Below are 22,881 nucleotides of genomic sequence, written 5' to 3' on the forward strand. Positions count from 1 at the left end.
CCCTTGACACTCGCGCAAGCCGTGCGCCCAATTTAACTGTAAAATCTGCAGAATTTACGCACAAATGCCACATATAGTAAGGACACTAGAGTCTCTTACCCCTACAGGTAGCGCCTTTTTAGCTGTGCCGAGCCACTACAAAGGTGATAGGCTGCCCAATACTGTGCAAAGAAAGCGACAGATGCAAGATCTGAGTCTAAGCTAGATCTAAGGTGGATTAGTTCAACTCAGATAATGATCTGTCGGTGATCATTCTGCCACGTCTAGCTCCAGAAAACCAGCCAACGCTCTCTCATCTATGAAATTCCCTTTTCATTTTATCAAAGGATTTTTCTCCCTGTTTAAGCGCGTTAACCTCTTACTCATCGTACTGATTGGAGCTGGATATTTAGGCAACTATTTCAGTCTATCCCTATTTTTTGGGGTGGACTTTTTATTTGGCAGTATCGCTGTCTTAATGGTGGTGTATTTTTATGGCGTATTTTGGGGAACTTTAGCCGCCCTGATTGCCAGCAGTTACACCTACACTCTTTGGGGACATCCCTACGCCATTATTATTTTAACCGGGGAAGCCCTGTTTATTAGCTTGCTGTTGCACCGCAAGACAGAAAACATGCTGCTCCTAGCTGGCATCTATTGGGTGCTAATGGGTATGCCTCTAGTCGGGCTATTTTATGGTGGGGTTTTAAATGTTCCGGCGACCCAAACCTGGCTGATTATATTTAAGCAATCGGTAAATGGTATCTTTAATGCTTTAATTACAACGCTAATTGTCACAAACTTGCCATTACAAAAGTGGTTAAATATTCGACACAGATCCAAGCGACTTTCGCTTCAGCAAACAATTTTCAATCTCTTCGTTTCTTTTGTATTATTCCCGGTCTTAATTTTAACCATTTTAAACGGACGGGAAATTCTCAACAATATTGAATCAGAAATTCGTACCGAACTCAACGCCACATCTGCATCCCTTGTAGCTAACCTAAATTTCTGGTATCAGCAACATTTACATGGAGTCGAGGAACTAGCTGAGATTGCGGCTCAATCTCCAGAACAACCTTCGGAATATTTACAGCAAAGTACTGAATTGCTCAAGCGGAGTTTCTCTGATTTTATTAAAAGTTATGTCACCGATGCTAAGGGAACAATAATTGCCGCTCAGCCCCGATTGAATGAAGCGGGAGAATCAATTATCGGGTTAAATATTGCTCCATACTCCTTACTAGAGGAAACCGCCACTCGTTTACAGCCTGTTCTCTCTGATGTACATATTGATGATACTGATCCGATACCTCATGTGGGTTTAAGTGTGCCAGTCATTGTTAATAATCGATTTCGTGGTATTGCCTATGCTTCCCTAGATTTAAGCCAAATTCAGGAATTCTTGACGCTGAATATCCAAGAACGAGGATTACAGATAGCGCTGGTTGATCGTCAAAATCGCCTGATTGCCAGTACCCAGTTTAATACCCGTATCATGGAATCGTTTAATCCGCGTCAAGGCGGTGAAATTCGTCCCCTTGATGCTGATATTTTTCAGTGGTTACCTAAAGCACCCGGTACACCAATCATGGTGCGTTGGCGAAATTCCTTTCATGTTCAAGAAATCTCACTTGAACCCTATCTTCCTTGGACGTTAATTCTTAAAATTCCGACTGCCCCTTACATTGATAATTTAGAAGTACTCTACCTGCAAAACCTGGCAACAATGCTACTGATTACTGTCTTAGCATTGCTGGTTGCCGTATTATTAAGCCATCGCTTAGTTAAACCTCTATACAAGTTGGCACAGGTAACAACTAATTTACCGCAAAAACTGCTGGATAGCACTGTCTCTATTGATTGGTCTCAAAGCCGAGTCCGGGAAATTCATTCCCTGGTTAGCAACTTTAAATTAATGGCATCGGTACTGACTCAAAAATTCCAGGAAATTAAACAGGCAAAAGAAACCTTAGAACAACGGGTACAAGAACGAACCCAAAAACTCTCAGCGATTAACAGTGAACTGGCAGTTGAAATTAAAGAACGTAAACGGATAGAATCCTTATTGCGGGAACGAGAAGAACGCTATGAACTGGCAGTTTCGGGTACAAATGACGGGATTTGGGACTGGGATGTCTTGAGCAATGAGGTGTATTATTCCCCTGTTTGGATGCGAATTCTTGGCTATGAGGAGAAGCCCTTGCCAAACCGCCTATCAAGCTGGTCTGATCAGGTTCATCCTGACGATTTCCAGCAGGTAGTAGAAGATATCAATTATCATTTAGCTGGAGAAACCCAGATTTATGAAAATATCCATCGGCTCAAACATCGAGATGGGCATTATCTGTGGATTGCGGCGAAGGGCAGATGTATTCGCGATCGCGACGGCAATCCCTACCGTATAGTCGGCACTATTACTGATATTACCGATAAAAAAATTGCCCAAGAACAACTCAAAGTTGCGAAAGAAGAAGCAGAAACAGCAAACCGCACTAAGAGTGATTTTCTGGCAATGATGAGTCACGAAATCCGCACACCAATGAATGCGGTAATTGGCATGACTAGCTTACTACTGGATACGCAATTAACCGCCCAGCAGGGAGAATTTGTGGATATTATCCGCAATAGTAGTGATGCCTTACTGACGATTATTAATGATATTTTGGATTTCTCTAAAATTGAGTCAGGCAATCTAGACTTAGAGGAACATCCGTTTAATTTACGTTCTTGTATTGAGGAGTCTTTAGATCTGCTATCGTCTAAGGCAAGAGAGAAAGGGATTGAGTTAGCCTATTTAATGGACGCTCAAACGCCTGAGATGATTAGGGGAGATGTGACGCGATTGCGCCAAATTTTAGTGAATTTAGTCAGTAATGCGGTTAAGTTTACTGAAACTGGAGAGGTGGTGATTTCAGTAACCCCTACTGTCGAAATGTCGGATGATCAAATCGGTTTACAATTTGCGGTGCGTGACACAGGAATTGGCATTTCCAAAACACATATTGATCGGCTATTTAAACCCTTTAGCCAACTTGATGCGTCAACCACTCGTCAATATGGCGGTACAGGATTAGGACTAGCGATTAGCAAGCGACTGAGTGAACTGATGGGAGGCAGAATGTGGGTAGAAAGTCAAGAGTGTGTAGGTTCGACCTTTTATTTCACCGCGATCGCGACTCCAGTTTCCTCAGATTCAGAAACCGATAATTCTCAGCAAGTATTGAGTGATAAACGTCTGTTGATTGTAGAAGATAATGCGGCGACTCGGCAAATGTTGACCGAACAAGCCAAATCCTTTGGAATACAAGTAGAAGCTACCGCCTCGACAACAGAAGCCTTAGCCTGGTTACAACAGAGAAAACGCTTTGATATAGCGATTTTGGCATCCCAGATTCTCCAGATGGAAAATTGGAGTTTAATCACCCAAATTCGTCAGCATCCCCATTGCCAAAACTTACCCATAGTCATGCTGGGATTGATCGGGCAAGTCGAGACACAGCCTGACACCCAGTTAACAAATTCAAGCCCTGCGATCGCGGGATATTTGCATAAACCGATTAAACAGTCTCAGTTGTACAATATCTTAGTCAATATTCTGACGCAGGAGGAACATTCACCCCGGAAAATTCGTTCCCATTCATCCAAATATGACCCCACTTTTGCCCAAAAATTTCCCCTGAAAATTCTCTTAGCGGAAGACAATGTGGTGAACCAAAAAGTGGCGGTTAATATGCTGAAGCGATTAGGATATCGAGCAGATATTGTTGCCAATGGGTTAGAAGTCTTACAAGCGTTGCGCCGTCAACCCTACAATGTGGTACTCATGGATGTACAGATGCCAGAAATGGATGGATTAACCGCAACCCAGCAGATTTGTCAAGAATTTTCCGTATTTTTGCGTCCCCGGATTATTGCCATGACAGCTAATGCGATGCAAGGCGATCGCGAAGCCTGTTTAGCGGCGGGTATGGATGACTATATGAGTAAACCGATTCATGTTGATGTTTTAAAACAGGCATTGAGTCAATGTCAACCGCCGACAACAGAACAGCCGACGGAACAGCCTGTTATTGATCCAGACGTGATGGAAAACTTGCAAGAAATGGCAGGGGATGAACTTAGCGAAGTGATTAATTGTTACTTACAAGAAGCGCCGGAATTATTAGACTCCATTCACGATGCCCTTAAGCAAGGAGATGCTGATTTACTGTATCATACAGCTCACAGTCTCAAGTCCAGCAGTCAGGCATTAGGAGTGCAGAATCTTGCCCAGCTTTGTCAACAATTAGAAGCATTGGGACGGGCGGGTACAATAGGTGAAGCAGAACAGTTGGTTTCTTTGGCAATTACAGAATATCAACGGGTGAAGCAGGCGCTGGAGTGAGTGCATGTCAACGAGAGTAGGTTGGGTTTCGTTCCTCAACCCAACGTATCGGGAAAAGCTTGGCGGTTAGAAACCGCAGCTACACAAACTTGCACCCGCCTGCGCGGGTTCTTTGATTAAGTTGATTTTATGTAGGGTGGGCAAGATTTATAAACCTTGATATCCTGATATTATCCTTTGTTGCTCTTGCCCACTTCAAGGTAAGTTAGGATTTATTGGAATAATGCATTTCGCGATGCGGCAAAATTCAGTCATTTTGAGCGCAGCTTAGTTAGTGAATTACTACAAGTCCGTAATGAAGTCAAGCATAACGAGATAGAAAAATTTGATGATGACTATACGTTTCGCGCCTTAGACAGTATGGCGCGGCTACTGGTTGCTACTGACGATAAAAGTGCTAAGAAAGCAGCACAGACAATCGAACAGCAGAAGGAAAACGTGCGGCGAGGACAGGCGACTGTTGAGGTTGAAGATAAGCCAGAATCAAGAGTCACGAATCAATCTACACCCGTCACCCAGACACCAGAAGTGCGTCACTCCTTTCAATCATTAATTGAGGAGAAGACAGCCGGGTTTGTTGGGCGTGAATTTGTGTTTCAGGCGATAGAGGAATTTCTGACCAGTCAGCCTAGCGGTTATTTTATTATTGAAGGCGAACCCGGTATCGGTAAAAGTGCGATTCTGGCTAAATACGTGCGTGATATCTAGTTCATCTGACCACATTCTCACTATCTGGGATTTGGAAAGTCGAGAGGTAATTGCTAATTTCATTGGGGAGAGTGAGTTAACCTGCTGTGCTATTGCGCCCGATGGAGTAACAATTGTTGCAGGGGAAGCATCGGGACGAGTGCATTTCCTGCGCTTGGAAGGAATAATAGATGAGGTACTTATGTGCGGGCGCAAGCCTTCATCCGTGTCAACTTAAGCCCTGTTGAAAAGGAAATCGTGGAACCAAACGAAACTTTTGTCCGCTTGACAAGGAAAGAGAGAAAAACTAGGGGTGTGGAAACCCGCGCAGGCGGGTTTTGTTTGTGTAGCTGTGGTTTCAACCGCCCAGTTAACTTAATTCATTTAGATTCATCATGTCTCAAACCCCAATCATCACCCTATTAAGCGACTTTGGCATTAACGATGTCTACGTGGGAGTCATGAAAGGCGTCATCGCCCAAATTAACCCAGCCCTGACGATCATCGATCTCACCCACGAGATACCTCGGCAAAACATCGCCGCCGCCCGATTTAATCTGATGAACGCTTATCCCTATTTTCCCGATCGCACCATTCATGTGGCGGTGGTTGATCCCGGTGTAGGCAGCCAGCGCCGTGCGATCGCGCTACAAGTGGATAATGCTTTCCTAGTCGGACCTGATAATGGATTATTTAGCGGTATCTTAACCAAAAGTACGATTGTTTTTGCTGTTGAACTCACTAACCCAGACTTCTGGCGCACCCCCACCCCTAGTAAAACATTCCATGGTCGAGATATATTTGCCCCCGTTGGCGCACATCTTGCCAGTGGTGTTCCCTTAGACGAGTTGGGATCAGTGATCGAACCTAGCACTCTGGTACAATTGCCGATCCCGGAACTGACCAAAACCGCGACGGGGATCACGGGTTCTATCCAATATATTGACCATTTCGGGAACCTGATCACCAATATTCCCGCCGCTGACGTGAAGGGAAAAATGGGGTCAGTCACCGTCAACCAACGCCAGATCCCCAGGGGTCAAACCTATAGCGATCGCCCCCTCGGAGAACTCATCGCCCTCATTGGGAGTCACGGTTGGGTAGAAATTGCTGTGAATGGCGGTAGCGCTCAATCTGAGTTGCAGTTAGATTTAGGGAAGAGGGTAGACGTGGCTGTCACCACTGAAATCAAAGGTTAAATTGTATAAAGACAGAGGGTATTGGCTGGGAGATGAGGGAGGTGTGGTGTAGAGACGTTGCCTGCAACGTCTCTACAGTCAGGGCTTTCCCAGCCCCCTCGTGGTATAGAGAGGAGATAAAATGGTACTACAGCAACAATGGGACTCTGAGGTTTACCAGGGTCAATTTGGCGAATTTACGATTACTGACAGCGATCGCGTAGGGGTTATTGTATACCGCAGTAGCCTGATAATCGCGGCATTGAGCTTTGCGATCGCTAGTGGGTTAGTCTTATGGGAACCGGATAATCCCACCGTTTTAACCGCCCTCACTCCCCTGTATGGCTTATTCTGTGTGGCGCTAGGCGTGAGTCTGGCAACGATTCATATCTATTTAGCCCCCCTACACCGACTCCTACAATTATTTTGGGGGATTGGCACGATTGCGGCTGTCGTATTCGCCATCCAGAGTAGCGAACCCCTTGCCCTTTTCGTGTATAACCAACCCGTTACCCTCTTCGGGATTGGTTTTGTGTTTGTGGCGTTAACTGGGATTTATTTCAAAGAAGCATTTTGTTTTAACCGCTTTGAAACTAAGTTGCTGACTCCCTTAGTACCCGTCTTATTACTGGGACATTTAGTTAATATGTTACCCGCTACCGGGGAACAGGTGCTGTTAGGACTTTGGACGGTGCTATTTTTGGTCTTTGCGGTGCGTAAGGCAATCCAGCCGATTCCTCCTGACATTGGCGATAAGTCAGTGTTTGCCTATCTTAAAGAACAACGTGCGGCTCACTCATAACGATTAGATTAGGGGGATAATAACCGATGAGCTTGCACCGGAAAGTCGCTATTGTTACAGGAGGCGGACAAGGGATTGGCAAGGCGATCGCGAAAGCCTTCTTAGAACAGGGAATGAACGTCGCGATCGCAGAAATTGATCAAGAAGCGGGAACAGCTACAGCCGCCGAGTTTCAACCCCTTGGTTCAATTCAATTTATTCAGACGGATATTTCCAATGAAGATTCCGTCAAACAGGCGATTCAAGCCATCCACAACCAATGGGGCAGAATCGATGTCTTGGTCAATAATGCGGCAATTGCCAATCCCGAAAATCCCCCAATCACAGAACTCAGTTTAGACGATTGGAATCACAAGCTGGCGACTAATCTAACCGGCGCATTTCTTTGTGCCAAACATACTGTTCCCTATCTCAGGCAAAACCAAGGCATAATTATTAATATAGCTTCGACCCGTGCATTCATGTCTGAACCGAATACAGAAGCTTATGCGGCGGCTAAAGGCGGAATTGTCGCCTTAACTCATGCCCTCGCAATTAGCCTCGGTCCTGATATTCGAGTCAATTCCATTAGTCCGGGATGGATAGACGTCAGCGAATGGCAAAAACCCTCAACCAGACATCAACTCCAATTAACCCCCCAGGATCATCAACAACATCCAGCGGGTAGAGTGGGCAAACCAGAAGATATTGCCGCATTCGCCGTTTATTTAGCGTCTTCCCCAGCCACATTTATGACGGGTGCGAATTTTGTCATTGATGGTGGGATGACAAGAAAAATGATTTACTCCTAAAAAACGAGCGACTGTTTTCTAACCGAATTATTTAAGGCGTAATGTTTGGATAGTCCTAAAAAATGCGCCATTTTTGAGTATAAATCCAATCCTATTATAACCTTTTAATTGCCAAAAATGAGGTAGCAAAAACCGATTATCTGCGGTGCTATACATGCCCTCCAAATTTTAATAAAATAGTCATGGGAATAGTCATCATTACAAATTTCCTGATAGCCGGGATTTTTACCATCGTGCTATCCAATCAATTTTTTTCACCACTGACGCGGTTACAACTAAGTTCCCGACTTGCCTCAAAGCCTTCTACCTTTCCCTTAGAATCCATCAATGTCTTTCCACCTCCTCTAGGAGACATGATTGAAACTCGGTGTCGAGAAGCCCCAACAGGCGTTGGCATTCCCGCCTTTCAGCCAGGAATTACCAAAGAAGATGTAATGCGTCTATTAGGCGCTCCCACCGGAACCGCACGGGGTTATTGGCCCAATACTCGTGCTGTATTCTATGAATTAATACCTGATCAGATCAGTTTAGGTTTTCTGTTTGACCGAAATTCTCGACGAATTCGACAAACCGAAGCCTCCTTTACGGCTGAAGTTGATTCTCAGACGGTAATATTGACATTGAATGGAATGTTAGGGTGCAAGCTTAACCAGCAAATCCAACAGGGATTAGAACAAGTGTGGCAACGTCAATCTCAGCAGTTTTCCTTTCGGCTAGATTATCTTGAAGGCGTGATTGAACGCCAACAAGAGGGACGAATCTATATCGGGATTTGGGAAGAAGATTTACATTGAAGCGAGGGAACAGGCGTGTAGGGGCGGGTTTTACAGCATTGGTGTCTACTTAAGCGCTAAAAGCAGGGGAAGCAGAGGGAGCAGGGGAAGCAGAGGGAGCGGGGGAAGCAGTGCTAGCTGAGAAATTGTCCACTCCCCAAAGCTAACCGTTCCCCAATCTTGGTTAAGTGAAACCCTTATGCCCTAGTCAATTCAGCAACTTGCCCTGTGTATTTTCTCCGGATGGAGTCAGCCGTCTATTGTTGAAGGTATCAGCAATGAAGGCATACTACCATGGAAAAAAATGATATTGGCGTCATCCTCATCGGACTTGCGATGATTACCGCGACTCTCGTCTATTTCGACAGAGCGTCAAATTTAGAGGTCAGAATTGGCAGCCACTCTTATCTAGGGATTCAGACTAAATTAATTGTTGATCCTTAATCGCTGATTGTTACTTGATATTTACTAAACTGATGTGCATTTAAATTGGATATTACCTGTTCCCTATTCCCTTTGGGGAATTTAGGTATCCTAATCTAAATGCTGAAAGCTTAGAACACTTTGCCCTAGCCGAGAACCTGATAAATTTCTTCTAACAATTGACTCATAGAATAGGAACGTCCAGGCAAAATTTTAGTCGCAACGCTTTGTAATTGCGACTCGAATTCCGTCGTTATCTGATCCGACTCAGAGACTCCAACATTGACAGAAGAATCGGGCAATCGATGATCCAGCAAAAGAATCGGGGGTCGATTCGGTAGCTGACTCAGAGCCCTTAATCCTTGAACCACGCCCGAATCATTCTCGATATCTTTGATCCGAATCAGCAATACATCAACCATTTGTTGTTGAAGTTGATGGCAGACATCTGACCAACAGTGGGAGAATAGGCTTCTAAATCCAGCAGCTTGGAGATATTGAATCAATGCCCGTAGCCAAGGTGTGTAAGGTGTGACGGGATTCGTGTTGAAGGCGTGATATTTGGGACTAACTCCTTGAGTGTCGCACAGATCAAAGATAAGAATGCTAGACTTGCGACTCACTCCAGCCGCAATTTGAATCACTTGCAGGAGTGTGGTAATTTTCTGTGGGTTATCTGGTGCTAAACAGGGATAGACAGAAAGTCCCATCGCTTGATTGGCAGCTTCTGTGGTTTGATGATCCAGAGTAATCATGGGTAGATCCGCTAATGTGGGATATAACAAATAGGTTTTAAAGTAACCTGGGGGATCGTTAATCCCAGCCCCATCAAGCAAAACGATATCCGGATGCCAAACCCGCGCCAATAATTCTGCCTGTTCTAAATCATCGGCTTCCAATATGCGGTATTTCAAGTCTGAATGTTGGCAACTTAGTGCATCAGTTAACTGAGAAATTAGTTTTGACGATTCCAGGGGAACCTCGACTAACCCAGCACTCAGATAAAGCAACGTTAGTACCTGATTGGGGGAACGCTGGTGTTTACCCAAGCGAGTCAGGCTTTTCGCCAATGCTTCCCCTTGAACCGGTAAACTTAAGAAGCCATCCGCCTTATTTTTATAAGCCTGTTCTTTTTCAGCTTGGGTCGCTGTGACTAAGATAGGAATATGACAAGTTTGCGGATCAGACTTGAGCAATGTCAGTACATCCCAACCCGAAACTTGCGGGAGGAGGGGATTGAGTAAGATGATGCTTGGTTGTAAGCTACGAGCTTTTGAGAGTGCTTCTGGACCTGAGCGAGCATTGACCACCCAATAGCCTAGCTGTTTGAGCTGCACCGTCACGCTTTCTAGATAGCGGGGTACAGTTTCTACAATTAACACTAAACGATTACGATTGGAAAATGGGAAGTTTGCGTTCGCCTGTCCCCAGTCCTCAGTCTCTGCCAAATCCCTGCCAGAAGGTGGACAGGGGGGAAGGAGCAGGGTAAACTCGCTACCGTTACCGCTTTTAGAGATAAACGAGATATCTCCCCCATGTAAACGAGCCAAGCGTTGGGTTAAGACTAATCCTAAACCTGTCCCCTCAAATCGACGAGTGAGCGGTTCTTCTAATTGCTGGAATTTCTGGAAAATCAAGTGCTGCTTGTCTTCGGGAATGCCAATTCCTGTGTCCCAGATGGTGAAGGCTATCCAACCATCTTGATTGTTAACCTTTAAACCCACGGTGTTTTGGCTGTCGGTAAATTTGAGCGCATTGGATAGCAGGTGCGTCAGCATTTGCCGCAGCCGCAGTTCATCGGCAATGATGGTTTCTAGTCCGGGTTCAATCTCTAAAACAAAGGAGATGTCGGGTGTTGTGCCTTCTTGGGTTTGATCCTTGTCTGAGTAGACTTGGAGCGCTTGTTTATAGGCGCGATCGCACACGTTTTGAATCTGCACTGGCTCTAAGGTCAGTTCGAGCTGACCTGTTTCCATGCGCGTTAGATCCAGAATATCATTGACCACCGCCATCAGTTGACGCCCATTCTGATAAATTAACCGAGCATAACGAGCTTGACGTTGATTGAGTTCTCCCAAGGATTGATCTTTGAGCAGAGTTGATAATCCTAAAACGGCAGTGAGTGGTGTCTTGAGTTCGTGGCTAATACAGGCTAAAAACTCATCTTTCAGGCGGTTGAGTTGGACTAAATCTGCATTTTTGGCAGTCAGTTCTTGAGCGACTTGCTGCTGCTCTGTCGTGTCTTGCGCCATGACTAACCAAAGCTGTGAATTAGGGGGATTGAGAGTATTTTCTGGGATCGGGGAGTTGGCTGTGTCTGATTGTGTAGAAACCTGCCATGGTGAGTCTTTCCATGGTGCATTTTTCCAGTTCTCCGTTGCCAATTCTGGAAACAACGATGGGGATAGAGGCATTTTTGTCAACGAAAACTGGCGATCCTGGATTGTTGTGGTTTCTCGCATTTCCCTATCCATTCGTGAGTCTTGAGGATATGGGGATGTCGCTGTAGACTCAAGTTCTGGATGTTGAGCATGGGTTGCCATGGGACGGGTGCCTTCGCCTCCACAGTCAAAACCTATCGCTCTAGGGGAGGTGAATATTGGCTGAGGTTCATAACCAACGCCCCAAGCCACTGGTTTCTCCCGATTGTTGAGTTCCATTGGGGTGGGCTTGGGATCGGCTACAGTTAATGGTTCTGTCACCTGAGGATTTGTCTGCCAATTGGCACAGTAGCGGGTTGACTCGGACTGAGGGTTATGACTGAGGACGCCTACATTAGATGGTGATTCAACTGACGTTGACTCTATCCCAGTTGGATGTTTCCAGGATAGTCCTATCTGCTGACGCCAAGCCAGATTTTCTGACAAGACTTGCCCGGTTGCAGTTTGTAAACTCAGGGGTAGTGGTAGTTGTTCGAGTAGTTGGATTAGGGGGGATTGGGGATTGGGGAACCCTTCGCGACTATCGAGGGAATGGTTTGTAGGGGCGGGTGAATGAACTTTCTTTTGGCTATTGATGGCAATGTTTGTGCTAAACCCGCCCTGACGTAGAGACGTTGCCTGCAACGTCTCTACATCCTCAGTCTGGGATTTAGGCGCTAAGAATTGCAATAATTGCCAGCTATTGAGCAGTCCCAAAAATCTGCCATTGGGTTCGACTAATGCCCATTGTCTAGAACCTTTAGGGTCGGGAATGTTGGATGTATCGAGTGGTGTGTCTAGTGTTCCCCCGTCTAAGTCAGGTAGAATAGTCCAGAATTGGCTGATTGTCAACGATGCTGGTAGAATCGCTAGGGGTTCAATTACAGAGGGTTCCAGTTCCGAGAGCGGTTGAGAGACATCTTCAGTTGCTCTTTCTCCTAGAGTTGCTGCTGACCTCCCTCCGGTTAGGAGATGGGGAATAATCTGTCGCAGATTCACGACTCCCAGGGGATATTGCTGCTCACTGACTACAACAATCGAGTCACTCCCTGATGCGTGAAAAATTTCCAGTAAGGCAGTCAGATCAGTGGTTTGTGAACAAATCGGAACCGGAGCAGCACATTCTTTTAAACTGGGAGTTGACATGGATATGACCAATCTAGCTCAAATCAAGGGAAGCGGCTGGGTCGCAGGTTATCAATGTATATTAAGTTACCCATAAGCCGAGTAGCGTCAGAAACTCTGACGCTGACCAACACAACCACAGCTCTAGTTCAATTATTGCTCTGGATGGGGGGGGGAAAGGGCAAAGTGCTTACAATTACTTACAATTCTTAGAGTATTTAACGCAATGTTAATTAAGTTTATAAAAATTTTGTTAAAATACTTTACAGTCGAGTGATTTAACTCGGCAATGGGTAAGGTTGTTTTTCAACTGTATTGTCTATTAAAGTTCTATCGTTTTGCATCCTCAACTGTCGATTGGTATTTTTGTTCGTTCCCCAGCCCTGGCGCAGTCACTGAGCCAGGTTTTAAGTGGCGATCGTTATCTGTTATCGATCGCGAACTCAGAGGCTGAGTTCCTGGAGTTCGTTGAACAAAAACAGCAGCACATCGATTGTTTAGTGCTGCAAGAAGATGAATCCTTACCACCCGTTATTAATCAGTTGTACGAACAAGGAACCCTCCTTCCTCTGGTGATTTTACCCAAAGAATCAAAAGATAACAATCCTGTTGTTGTCACAAATGGTCAGCCCAACCCGATTCAGACAACCGTTCATTTTACACCAGGGGAGGTGCATTATCTGTTTCACGCCGCTGAAGTCCGACTCGATACTATCCAACTCTCTGAGATAGAACATTTAATAGAACAGGCAATTACCCAGTTTCTTTCTCTGTCTCCGAACTGCAACTTGCCCGATCTTCTGGCTAATGCGGATCACAAAGCCGAGGAAAATCATCGGGGTTCTTTAATGAAACAGCAGTATCGGTTATCTGAGAAACTCAAAGAGCGACTGGGCTATCTCGGTGTGTACTATAAACGAAATCCTCAGTTTTTCTTTCGCTATTTACCGCAAAATGAAAGAATCAAGCTGATCGAACAACTTAAGAGGGATTATCGTCAGATTGTTTTAATGTACTTCAGTCAAGATACCACGATTAACCAGTTAATTGATAATTTTGTCAATGAAGCATTTTTTGCCGACATATCCGTTTCTAGAATTGTAGAAATTCACATGGATTTAATGGATGATTTTTCTCAACAACTCAAGCTAGAGGGTCGCAGTGAAGATATTCTCACAGACTATCGCCTAACGCTGATCGATGTGATTGCCCATTTAGGTGAAATGTATCGTCGCTCGATTCCGAGAGAGTTATAATTGAGAGAGGTAGAAATTATTGGTTTCATGGAATACAGTCTCAGGCTCCTCGTTCATGGCAACTTCACCAGGCAATGAACCATGACGCATGGAGCGTGCTTGGAGTAAAGGAGTAGCACGAACAAAAAAACAGATGCTTGTATTTCATCAAGAGTGAGAACCGCTATAATCTTGGCATTGGCAATTAGCTTCTGATCCATCCAGGTGAACGGTGAACGAATTTATTTCGGGTTACTTTTAAAGTTGCAACTATCCTTCGCTGATTCCTAATGGCTAACCCTATGAGTCCCTTAAAAAAAACTTATGTCCTCAAGCTTTACGTGGCTGGGAATACTCCCCACTCAGTTACAGCATTGAAAACACTTAAAAATATCCTAGAACAGGAATTTCAAGGGGTTTACGCCCTGAAAGTAATTGATGTTCTCAAAAGTCCTCAACTTGCTGAGGAAGATAAAATTTTGGCAACTCCAACCCTAGCGAAAGTCTTACCCCCTCCAGTGCGAAAAATTATTGGGGATCTGTCCGATCGCGAAAAAGTTTTAATCGGATTGGATCTGCTTTATGAAGAAATTCGCGATGGAGAGATTGATTTTTAGGTAACGTTCAGATTTTATGGCATAATAGCGACTCCGAGATCTATTCTCAGATTACGGTGATTTTAGTTATATCTTTAAATTTGACGAAAAAATATGAGTCCATTTAATCTAGATGAGCAAAGACCCGAGGAATTTACCACAGCAGGAATCCATAAAATCCGGACGATGATTGAAGGGTTCGATGATATCAGCCATGGGGGGTTACCCGTGGGTCGAACCACACTGGTTAGTGGTACCTCTGGTACTGGCAAAACATTGTTCGCGGTTCAGTTCCTCTATAACGGGATCACTCAATTCGATGATCCGGGTGTCTTTGTTACCTTTGAAGAATCTCCCAACGATATTATTAAAAATTCCCATAGCTTAGGCTGGAATCTGCAAAAGCTAATTGATGACGGCAAACTTTTTATTCTGGACGCCTCTCCTGATCCAGAAGGACAAGAAGTTGTGGGTAACTTTGATTTATCTGCTTTAATCGAGCGGATTCAATACGCAATTCGCAAGTACAAAGCCAAGCGCGTTTCCGTTGATTCCATCACCGCCATATTTCAACAATACGATGCCGCTTCAGTTGTGCGGCGAGAAATTTTTCGCTTAGTCGCTCGCCTCAAGCAAATTGGAGTGACGACAGTCATGACTACAGAGCGCATTGAAGAATATGGACCGGTTGCGCGGTTTGGCGTGGAAGAGTTTGTCTCCGATAATGTGGTAATTATTCGCAATGTTTTGGAAGGAGAACGCCGACGCCGCACCATTGAAATTCTCAAGCTACGGGGTACAACCCACATGAAAGGGGAATATCCCTTTACCCTAACTAATCAAGGATTTAACATCTTCCCCTTAGGCGCTATGCAATTGACGCAGCGTTCGTCCAATGTGCGGGTATCATCCGGAATTAAAACCCTGGATGAAATGTGTGGCGGTGGCTTCTTTAAAGATTCCATTATCTTGGCAACGGGAGCCACAGGAACTGGAAAAACCTTATTAGTCAGTAAGTTTATTCAGGACGCTTGTTTAAATGAGGAACGGGCGATACTTTTCGCCTACGAAGAATCCAGAGCGCAGCTCACGCGAAACGGTTTATCCTGGGGAATCGATTTTGAGGAAATGGAGGAAAAAGGATTATTGAAAATTCTTTGTTCTTACCCCGAATCAGCCGGATTAGAAGATCACTTGCAAATTATTCAATCCCAAATCCAGGAGTTCAAACCGTCTCGCATTGCCATTGATTCGCTTTCGGCGTTAGCGCGGGGAGTAAGCAATAATGCGTTCCGTCAGTTCGTGATTGGGGTGACTGGTTACGCCAAGCAAGAAGAAATTACGGGCTTTTTTACAAATACGACTGACCAATTTATGGGTTCTAATTCGATTACAGATTCCCATATTTCTACGATTACCGATACAATTTTAATGCTGCAATACGTAGAAATTAGGGGTCAAATGTCCCGGGCAATTAATGTGTTTAAAATGCGTGGATCTTGGCACGATACCGGAATCCGGGAGTACACAATTAGCAAAGGTGGGGCAGAAATTAAGGATTCATTCCGCAATTACGAGCGAATCATCAGTGGTTCTCCGAGTCGGATTACTGTTGACGAAAAGAGTGAACTCTCGCGGATTGTGCAAGGTGTGCGACAAAAGTCAACAGAATAGTTTTGTCATTTGTCATTGGTCATTTACCGTTGCGGGAATGGTGTTCTATTGATCACTTAAATTAACTAGCGATCGCGTCCACTAACTGGTCAATTTCCTCATAGTCTGTAAAGTAATGAACACAGGCGCGAATGCAGTCGGGATCACGAAGCGTGCGAAGCAGGAAACCCTTTTGGTCCAATTGTTGGACGAGTTGGGAAGAAGGTGTGCTATTAGTTAAGACAAAGGAAACTAGACCGGCTTGGGGGGGAGAGGTCAATAAGCAACGAACCGAGTTTAACTCAGATAAACGTTGCCAAAGATACTGACTGCGCTGACAAATTTCTTCGTAGCGGCTTTGATCCGTTCCCCATTGCTGATGAGTCGCGATCGCCTCTCGAAGTCCGACGTAGAGAGGATAGGCGGAGGTAGCGACTTCAAAGCGCTCTCCATCAGGTTTCCAACCGATGGGTTTACCCGTTTTGTCCTGGACAATACCACGCCAACCAATAAACGTGGGATGCAGGTGTTCTAAAACATCAGGGCGCACGTACAAACCCCCAACCCCAGCTGGTCCACACCACCATTTGTGACCCGTAAATGCATAAAAGTCTACGCCAAGTTCGCTTAAGTTTAAAGGTAAGGAACCGACGGATTGAGCCGCATCGACTAAAATTCTGATCGGGGCGTTTTCTGTCACTGCATCACGACAGGTTTCCACAATGTCCTTTAATGGCAAAACTTGACCCGTATTCCAGAGGATATGACTGAGAACGACTAACCGGGTACGGGGTGTCAGGTGTTGTTGAATCACGGCGGTGGGATCACCTTGATTCAGCGTCGCCATAATTGGACAGGTGGACACCTCTACACCAAATCGCCGTCCAATCTCTTGGGCTGTCGCCACAATACCGGGATGTTCACAATCCGTGAGCAGGATGCGATCGCCAACTTGCCAGTCTATTCCCCAGAAAGCAATATTACAGCCTGCGGTCACGTTTTCGGTGAGGGTAATAGTTTCTGGAGGCGTTCTCAACTCAGACGCGATCGCGTCTCGGGTTTGCTGCGTTTGTTCCACCCGCCACTCATTGACCTTACCGGAGAACGGTCCATGATGCTGAGTATACTCATAAGCCTGTTGAATCGCGGTTAACGACCTTGAGGGGAGAGTCCCTTGACCGCCAAAGTTGAAATAAGCTTTGTTGGCTAAAGCCGGAAACTGCTGTCGATGGTGTTGCAGATGAGTTGATGCACCAGAGATGTCTGTCATCTTAATTTGCTGCTGGATACCTCGTCCATACTGTGTATGGGTTCCGGAGGAAAACCAGACCTCCTAACTAAATTTACGGAAAAGTCGGTGATGGACATAGTCTTACTACTATCCTCCCTTCTGGGAACTCCATTGGCAAGTTTTTCCTGTCCTCCTGAATGCATCATTCTAACCCCAATTTTGTCAAAACGATAAGCATATATACCGATTCATTTTTCTTTAAATCAGCCATTCTGCGTAGGAGCATTCAGTGAATTAACGGATTTTCTTTACAAAAAGTAAAGATATCCTAGTAGTTGATATATCTCTAAGAAAACTTCCTATTTTTATTGATTTTTCGCCCATTTAGTTTTTTGGCTAATCTCCCCATGAGTAAGATTTTATTGATTGAGGATAGTCTCTCTCAGTTAGCATTGATGAATCTTTACCTGCGCGATAGCGATCATAGGATTATCAATCTAACCAACCCGAAAGAAGCGCTGAACAAGGCAGTATTTTATCAACCCCATGTCATTGTCACTGATTTAATAATGCCAGAAATGAATGGATTTGAGGTGTGTCGTCAGTTAAAAAAGCATCCGGATACTCAGGACATTCCTATTGTTATTTGTTCGGCTAAAAATCATGAAATTGACAGAATTTGGGGAATGAAGCAAGGGGCTACTGCTCACCTCAGTAAACCTTTTTCCCGTGATCAACTTATTCAGACCATTAATAAAGCCCGCTTAAGTTCACCGAAAAATTATCAACAGTATCGACTGCGTGAACTGATTGAGATCTATCCCCTTGAATGGGGAAACATGGCAAATGTTTGCTAACACCTCTTGGATTATGTCTTATCTGATTGCCGTATTGCCCAATCGAACGCAAGCAGAAGCGGCTTCCTCCGATAACTCTCCCCTAGGACAGAAGCGCTTCTCCGGCTCTTTGTTTAAAGTTAAGTTTAGTAAAGATTTGGGTCACTCAATTAGATCCGAGAGCCAACAAAAAGTCGTTGGTGAATTGGGGAGTACCCCTTGATAATGAGAAGGATGAACACCTATGACAGCCACACAAACAAACAATAAACTTTATGATATCGATCAGATTCGCCAGCAGGCGCGTCAATCTATTGAAGAGGGAGCCGTTACTGAAGATTATCCCCTAGACCGCGAACAAGCTTGTCAGTTCCTCAACGAAGCGCTAGCCACAGAAATTTTATGTGTAATGCGCTACCGTCACCATCAGGTTATTGCTAAGGGAATTAATTATCCTCAAGTTGCTGCGGAGTTTGCTGAACACGCCGAGCAAGAACAAGAACATACGATGATGCTCGCCGAGCGTATTGATCAGCTTGGGGGTGATCCCGATTTTAATCCAGCGACAATCATGGAGCGCTCATCGACTGAGTACGGTAGCACGGGTGCAAATATTGAGTTGACTCAATTGATTAAAGAAGATTTAGTCGCAGAGCGGATTGCGATTGAAGTTTACCGCAAGTTAGTCGGCTTTTTTGGTCATGCTGATCCCACAACTCGTCATATACTCGAAGAAATTCTACAAGACGAAGAAGATCACGCCAGTGAACTTGCCGATTTGCTAGCGGCTATCGATCCCAGAACTAAACCTAGCTAATCGATTAGTTTTGTCGGGCGTGCGATCGCGTAACTTCAGGTAAAATGTATCCCGTGCTACCAAAACACAAATTGGGTGCGGGATTTTTGCCTGTCTAAAATAATATTTGTATTCAGCGTTACAGGATAACTTAAGTCAATACTCATTCTTTAGATAGAAGACATTGCGTTATAGACATTGATAATGTTAAAGTTTGAAAACTCCAAACCTCTAGGGTACCTATAGCAACATTGAGGAATGTCATCCATGACGAGCAGGGTGTCAACAGATCCAGTAACGGACTTACCAAAAAAGATGACTGGTTTTTGGAAAAAACAGCAAAATACATTTCTTGCTTCCTTAGAACGCTTGGGTTTGGCGTGGTGGCTGAAAATTGTCACAGATAACCCCCACTGCACCTACTACTTTGGACCTTTTGGCAGTGGCAAACAAGCCAAACTTTACCAATCAGGGTATATCGAGGATTTAAAAGAAGAAGGCTGTGAAATTAGAACAATTGAACTGAAGCAAGGTCAACCCAAATTACTGACCATTACTGGCAATGAACCCGCCGATAATTTTAAATCCGGTATTTTTGATTTTGTGTATAATTCAAAACGATTTTCTTAGTCCGATTTCTGAAAAATTAGTTAGGGCTTGCTGCACAACTGCAAAACCCTTATCTATCAAGGCTTTGAGTAGCATAGACATTGGATCATCTTCAAGGAAATAGGGTAAAACCCTTTCATACCCTTGCACCGCTATCAGGGAAAATGTATCATTGCTCCCCCTGCTCCCCCTGCTTCCCCCGCTCCCTTCACCCACAACTTATTCAGCAAGCCCTAGTTAAAGAGTTCTCCCACTATACAGCTAAACCCAGGCAGAAGCGGAGTTGTAAGTACATCTTGAGCAAACAATGTTACTACTAGCTTCAGCATCGCCTGTTCGCGCCGATAAACTTTAATCTCTTGCTTCTGGCGATCTAGAATCCAATATTCTTGCACTCCCTGTGTGGAATAAAGTTTGAGCTTTAACTCTAAATCCCGTTGTCTATCTTTACTCCCTTTAGATAGCACCTCAACAACCAACTCAGGCGCAGCGGTTAAGTGTCCAGACTCATCTAAGCATTCCTCTAATTGCTGATTACTTGCCCAAACTACATCAGGGATGACGCTATCGGTTGTTGAGAAGATAATACCAGGAGCGATCGCGGCTCTACCTAAACCTGTCTGACGCGACCAAGTCTGTAACTGAGCATACACATTGCCGGTAACCTCCTGATGCTTCCAATGAGGCGCTCTCGTCACAGTCAGTTCTCCATCAATGATTTCATAACGTTTTCCGTCTTCTGGAAAGAGTTCTAAATCACCAACAGTCCAGCGAACTTGTTCTGTAGTTATCATAGGCGATCGCGATGACCTAAAAACAGGTGCTGTCTCCATCTTAACTTGAATGTCACTGACTTAAGCAAAGTGTCGCCAACTCAGTACGCCAGGAAATAAATTTCCGCGTCAAAGCTCAAGTAAGAATGGAGCTGATATCACTCATGAATTCTACCATCAGGCATTGTCGCCCCCTGCAAATTTGCCCCCATTAAATTAGTAGTACTCAATTCTGCCCGTGTCAGATTAGCATTGCTCAAATTAGCCCCCATTAGGTTTGTTCTTGCCAAATATGCCTCAATCAAATCCGACTCACTCAAATTCGCTTCCCGTAAATTTGTCCGACTCAAATCCGCCCGATTCAATCGCGCAAAACTCAGATTTCCCCGACTCACTTGGGCTTTACTCAACTTTACATCTGGCATCACAGCGCCCTGTAAATTCACTCCGGTTAAATCTGCTTCAGTCAATATCGCCCGTTCTAATCTGACATTCTTCAGAATAGTGCCGCGCAAATTCGCCCCCATCAAATTCACTTCTGTCAAAAATGCCGAACTCAAATTGGCGCCACTCAAATCTGCCCCCCGCAAATCAGCTTCCCGCAAATTTGTTTCCCTTAAATTGGCACCACTTAAGTTAACTTTCAACAAATCTGCTCCCCGTAAATCTGCCCCTTGTAAATCGACGTTCTGCAAGATTGCCCCCCGCAGCTTAGCGGTATACATACGCTTCTCTTCTCGCAAATTAGCCCCGCGCAAACACGCCCCGGTTAAATCCGCCCCACTTAAATTTGCCCCCCGCAAATCAGCATCCATTAAATTTGCATCGAGCAAACTGGCTAATGTCAGATTGGCGCTTCTTAAGTCAGCACTTTGTAAACTTGCCCCATGTAAATCGGCATTACTTAAATTAACACCACTCAGCCAAGCCTGATTTAAATTCGCGCCACTTAACCGCGTACCCACTAAATTTGCTTTCCTTAAATTAGCGCGACTCAGGTAGGCAAAAATTAGCGTAGCGCCATGTAAATCAGCACCACTGAGAACAATACCAATTAAGTCCGCCCCAAACAAATTGACCCCACTGAGACTGACACCACTAAACTTCGTTTCTCCCGCTTCATAGCGCTGTAGGAGTTCCTTAACGTTCATAGAATAGTTTCATTGATTGCACGATCGCGCCAGCGGCTTGAGTGTTTTCATCGGAGTCCTCAAGGGCTTGTACTGTATGATAAAGCTTGGTTTCGAGTTCCTCAAGTGTGGGACAATTAGAAAACAATTCATACAACAAATCATCTAAGGGCTTGGCTTTCATTAATAACCAATCATGTTGCGTTTTCTGAACGGGGCGATAGAGTGCCGAAAAAATTAATAATTTTGCCCGCAATGGAGTCGTATATTTCATTACATTCAGACGTAAATCAAAGGGATCATAAGGGTATGTTTGTGAACTTAAATCCTGAGTGGCGTTTTCTGGGATTTCCTGACCTTTAACAAGTGGAAATTGAGGATTGGGAATTGGGGATTGGAGATTAGAAAATTCTCTCTGGTTGTCTTTATCTTCCCGTTTTCGCGTCCCTGTATTGACTTGTGGGGACAATTTTGTCGGTGGTGGCGCTGGCGGCTGCGATCGCACCGCTTTAGCTGATTTGACAGTGGTGATTTCTGAATCATCAGTATAGAGTTTTTGCAGCGCCTTTAAAATCGTTTTTGCCACGACAATATATTCCGCCTGTCGGTTGAGCGTTTGCACTTGCTGCTTGAGTGCTGCACTCAGTTTTTCGATGCTAGGGTAAGATTCTCTTAGGTCTTGAATTAAATCTGCCAAGTTCAATTGATCTAGAATCTGGGACTCTGTTTCCCACCGATTTTTGCAGACATAAACCATGAGTTTTTTGAGCCTCAGGGTATTATTATCTTCTTCTAGTTCCCTGGCGATTTCTGAGACAATCCATGGCGGCTGACTTGAAGCTTTAGGCTGGGATTTTGCGGCGACGACTTGAGTTAACTCGTCGGGTTCACTATAGAGAGGTTCTAATTGATGAATAATCGTATCAGCCACTAGTAAATATTCCGCTTGGCGGTTCAACGTTTCAGCAAAGCTATAAAGCGTTGAACGAAGCTGATCTAGACTGAAATGCGAGGCGCGAAGTTGTTGGATTAAATCGGAGAATTCATACTGGTTCAGAATTGCTAGCTCGTTTTCCCACTGATTTTGGCAGGTATAAACCATTAACTTTTTAATCCGTGTTGAATTGTCGTGGGTTTCCAAATTTTTAACAATTCTATCTAAACTTAATAACCCTGGCATTAATCTGAATGATGAATTGTGAAATTATCGCTTTTATAGAGAAATAATCCGCCGCGTTTTGTTCGTGAGCCGGACGCTTTGAACATTGGTACATTTTTAAAATGTTTAGCACACGTTATTTTATTTGTCAATGATTTTGTCCAAAGGGGTTTCCAACTCTACTAACTCTATGATATCAAGACTGTCATTTGTCATACTCGCTTTCATCGAGAAGCAAGCTATGTAAGTTCTCTCCCCTGCTCCCCCAGAAGGGCGGGTTTATGTAAGTTATCAGTTG

The 22,881-nt window shown here is 44.5% G+C and carries 19 protein-coding genes and 1 pseudogene; 15 read left to right on the plus strand and 5 right to left on the minus strand.

All coding sequences use genetic code 11. The features are described 5' to 3' along the window. Positions 1 to 298: 298 nt before the first annotated feature. The 8 genes and pseudogenes from ACLGGO_RS15010 to ACLGGO_RS15045 all read left to right on the plus strand — a co-directional run bounded on the left by ACLGGO_RS15010 (position 299) and on the right by ACLGGO_RS15045 (position 9,041). Positions 299 to 4,366 (plus strand): response regulator, encoded by a 4,068-nt coding sequence (locus ACLGGO_RS15010; RefSeq protein ID WP_446419895.1) that lies wholly within the window; start codon positions 299 to 301, stop codon positions 4,364 to 4,366. Positions 4,367 to 4,576: 210 nt separating this feature from the next. Continuing rightward, a complete protein-coding gene (locus ACLGGO_RS15015) occupies positions 4,577 to 5,074 on the plus strand; it encodes a Swt1 family HEPN domain-containing protein (protein WP_446419914.1) in 498 nt (165 codons plus the stop codon). Beyond that, a pseudogene (locus ACLGGO_RS15020) lies at positions 5,064 to 5,291 on the plus strand (hypothetical protein); the annotation flags it as partial. The gene ACLGGO_RS15015 and the pseudogene ACLGGO_RS15020, both read left to right, overlap by 11 nt. 157 nt (positions 5,292 to 5,448) lie before the next feature. After that, positions 5,449 to 6,252 carry an SAM hydrolase/SAM-dependent halogenase family protein gene (locus tag ACLGGO_RS15025; RefSeq protein WP_446419896.1) on the plus strand — a complete coding sequence of 268 codons (804 nt, stop codon included), beginning with the start codon at positions 5,449 to 5,451 and terminating at the stop codon, positions 6,250 to 6,252. Between the two features lie 121 nt (positions 6,253 to 6,373). Next, positions 6,374 to 7,033: a DUF2301 domain-containing membrane protein gene (locus tag ACLGGO_RS15030; protein ID WP_446334979.1), complete on the plus strand. Its 660-nt coding sequence runs from the start codon at positions 6,374 to 6,376 to the stop codon at positions 7,031 to 7,033. Positions 7,034 to 7,059: 26 nt separating this feature from the next. Continuing rightward, positions 7,060 to 7,824, plus strand: coding sequence for an SDR family oxidoreductase (locus tag ACLGGO_RS15035; protein WP_446419897.1), 765 nt, complete (start codon positions 7,060 to 7,062; stop codon positions 7,822 to 7,824). Positions 7,825 to 8,006: 182 nt separating this feature from the next. Then, complete coding sequence (locus ACLGGO_RS15040; RefSeq protein WP_446419898.1) at positions 8,007 to 8,618, plus strand: hypothetical protein; 612 nt, start codon at positions 8,007 to 8,009, stop codon at positions 8,616 to 8,618. A gap of 273 nt (positions 8,619 to 8,891) precedes the next feature. Then, the gene (locus ACLGGO_RS15045) at positions 8,892 to 9,041 is read left to right on the plus strand and encodes a hypothetical protein (protein WP_446419899.1); all 150 of its coding nucleotides are present in this window, start codon (positions 8,892 to 8,894) and stop codon (positions 9,039 to 9,041) included. 125 nt (positions 9,042 to 9,166) lie between these two features. Here the strand turns inward: ACLGGO_RS15045 and ACLGGO_RS15050 are convergent, their stop codons facing one another. Further along, positions 9,167 to 12,586 (minus strand): ATP-binding protein, encoded by a 3,420-nt coding sequence (locus ACLGGO_RS15050; RefSeq protein ID WP_446419900.1) that lies wholly within the window; start codon positions 12,584 to 12,586, stop codon positions 9,167 to 9,169. Positions 12,587 to 12,903: 317 nt separating this feature from the next. Between ACLGGO_RS15050 and ACLGGO_RS15055 the strand changes: the two genes are divergently transcribed. The 3 genes from ACLGGO_RS15055 to kaiC all read left to right on the plus strand — a co-directional run bounded on the left by ACLGGO_RS15055 (position 12,904) and on the right by kaiC (position 16,070). After that, complete coding sequence (locus ACLGGO_RS15055) at positions 12,904 to 13,821, plus strand: circadian clock protein KaiA (protein WP_446334975.1); 918 nt, start codon at positions 12,904 to 12,906, stop codon at positions 13,819 to 13,821. Positions 13,822 to 14,102: 281 nt separating this feature from the next. Further along, the gene (gene kaiB / locus ACLGGO_RS15060; RefSeq protein WP_446334974.1) at positions 14,103 to 14,417 is read left to right on the plus strand and encodes a circadian clock protein KaiB; all 315 of its coding nucleotides are present in this window, start codon (positions 14,103 to 14,105) and stop codon (positions 14,415 to 14,417) included. Positions 14,418 to 14,510: 93 nt separating this feature from the next. Then, complete coding sequence (gene kaiC, locus ACLGGO_RS15065; protein WP_446334973.1) at positions 14,511 to 16,070, plus strand: circadian clock protein KaiC; 1,560 nt, start codon at positions 14,511 to 14,513, stop codon at positions 16,068 to 16,070. Between the two features lie 61 nt (positions 16,071 to 16,131). Here the strand turns inward: kaiC and ACLGGO_RS15070 are convergent, their stop codons facing one another. Beyond that, positions 16,132 to 17,319, minus strand: a complete 1,188-nt coding sequence (locus ACLGGO_RS15070) for an aminotransferase class V-fold PLP-dependent enzyme (RefSeq protein WP_446419901.1) — start codon at positions 17,317 to 17,319, stop codon at positions 16,132 to 16,134. A 368-nt stretch (positions 17,320 to 17,687) separates the two neighbouring features. On the opposite strand from ACLGGO_RS15070, the gene ACLGGO_RS15075 reads away from it, so the two are divergent. From ACLGGO_RS15075 to ACLGGO_RS15090, 4 genes are all read left to right on the plus strand, one after another. Next, entirely contained in the window at positions 17,688 to 18,137 is a 450-nt protein-coding gene (locus tag ACLGGO_RS15075) for a response regulator (RefSeq protein WP_446419902.1), read from the plus strand. A gap of 13 nt (positions 18,138 to 18,150) precedes the next feature. Then, positions 18,151 to 18,339: a hypothetical protein gene (locus ACLGGO_RS15080; protein ID WP_446419903.1), complete on the plus strand. Its 189-nt coding sequence runs from the start codon at positions 18,151 to 18,153 to the stop codon at positions 18,337 to 18,339. Between the two features lie 21 nt (positions 18,340 to 18,360). Then, positions 18,361 to 18,933, plus strand: a complete 573-nt coding sequence (locus tag ACLGGO_RS15085) for a ferritin-like domain-containing protein (protein ID WP_446361170.1) — start codon at positions 18,361 to 18,363, stop codon at positions 18,931 to 18,933. 294 nt (positions 18,934 to 19,227) lie between these two features. Then, positions 19,228 to 19,542 carry a DUF1816 domain-containing protein gene (locus ACLGGO_RS15090; protein WP_446334968.1) on the plus strand — a complete coding sequence of 105 codons (315 nt, stop codon included), beginning with the start codon at positions 19,228 to 19,230 and terminating at the stop codon, positions 19,540 to 19,542. A gap of 212 nt (positions 19,543 to 19,754) precedes the next feature. Here the strand turns inward: ACLGGO_RS15090 and ACLGGO_RS15095 are convergent, their stop codons facing one another. From ACLGGO_RS15095 to ACLGGO_RS15105, 3 genes are all read right to left on the minus strand, one after another. Then, complete coding sequence (locus ACLGGO_RS15095; protein ID WP_446419904.1) at positions 19,755 to 20,315, minus strand: Uma2 family endonuclease; 561 nt, start codon at positions 20,313 to 20,315, stop codon at positions 19,755 to 19,757. A 137-nt stretch (positions 20,316 to 20,452) separates the two neighbouring features. Beyond that, positions 20,453 to 21,445 (minus strand): pentapeptide repeat-containing protein, encoded by a 993-nt coding sequence (locus ACLGGO_RS15100; RefSeq protein ID WP_446334966.1) that lies wholly within the window; start codon positions 21,443 to 21,445, stop codon positions 20,453 to 20,455. Continuing rightward, positions 21,435 to 22,604: a hypothetical protein gene (locus ACLGGO_RS15105; RefSeq protein WP_446419905.1), complete on the minus strand. Its 1,170-nt coding sequence runs from the start codon at positions 22,602 to 22,604 to the stop codon at positions 21,435 to 21,437. The genes ACLGGO_RS15100 and ACLGGO_RS15105 overlap by 11 nt, the downstream gene beginning before the upstream one ends. Positions 22,605 to 22,881: the final 277 nt, after the last annotated feature.

The organism is Coleofasciculus sp. (genome assembly GCF_046565525.1).
GTDB lineage: Bacteria > Cyanobacteriota > Cyanobacteriia > Cyanobacteriales > Coleofasciculaceae > Coleofasciculus.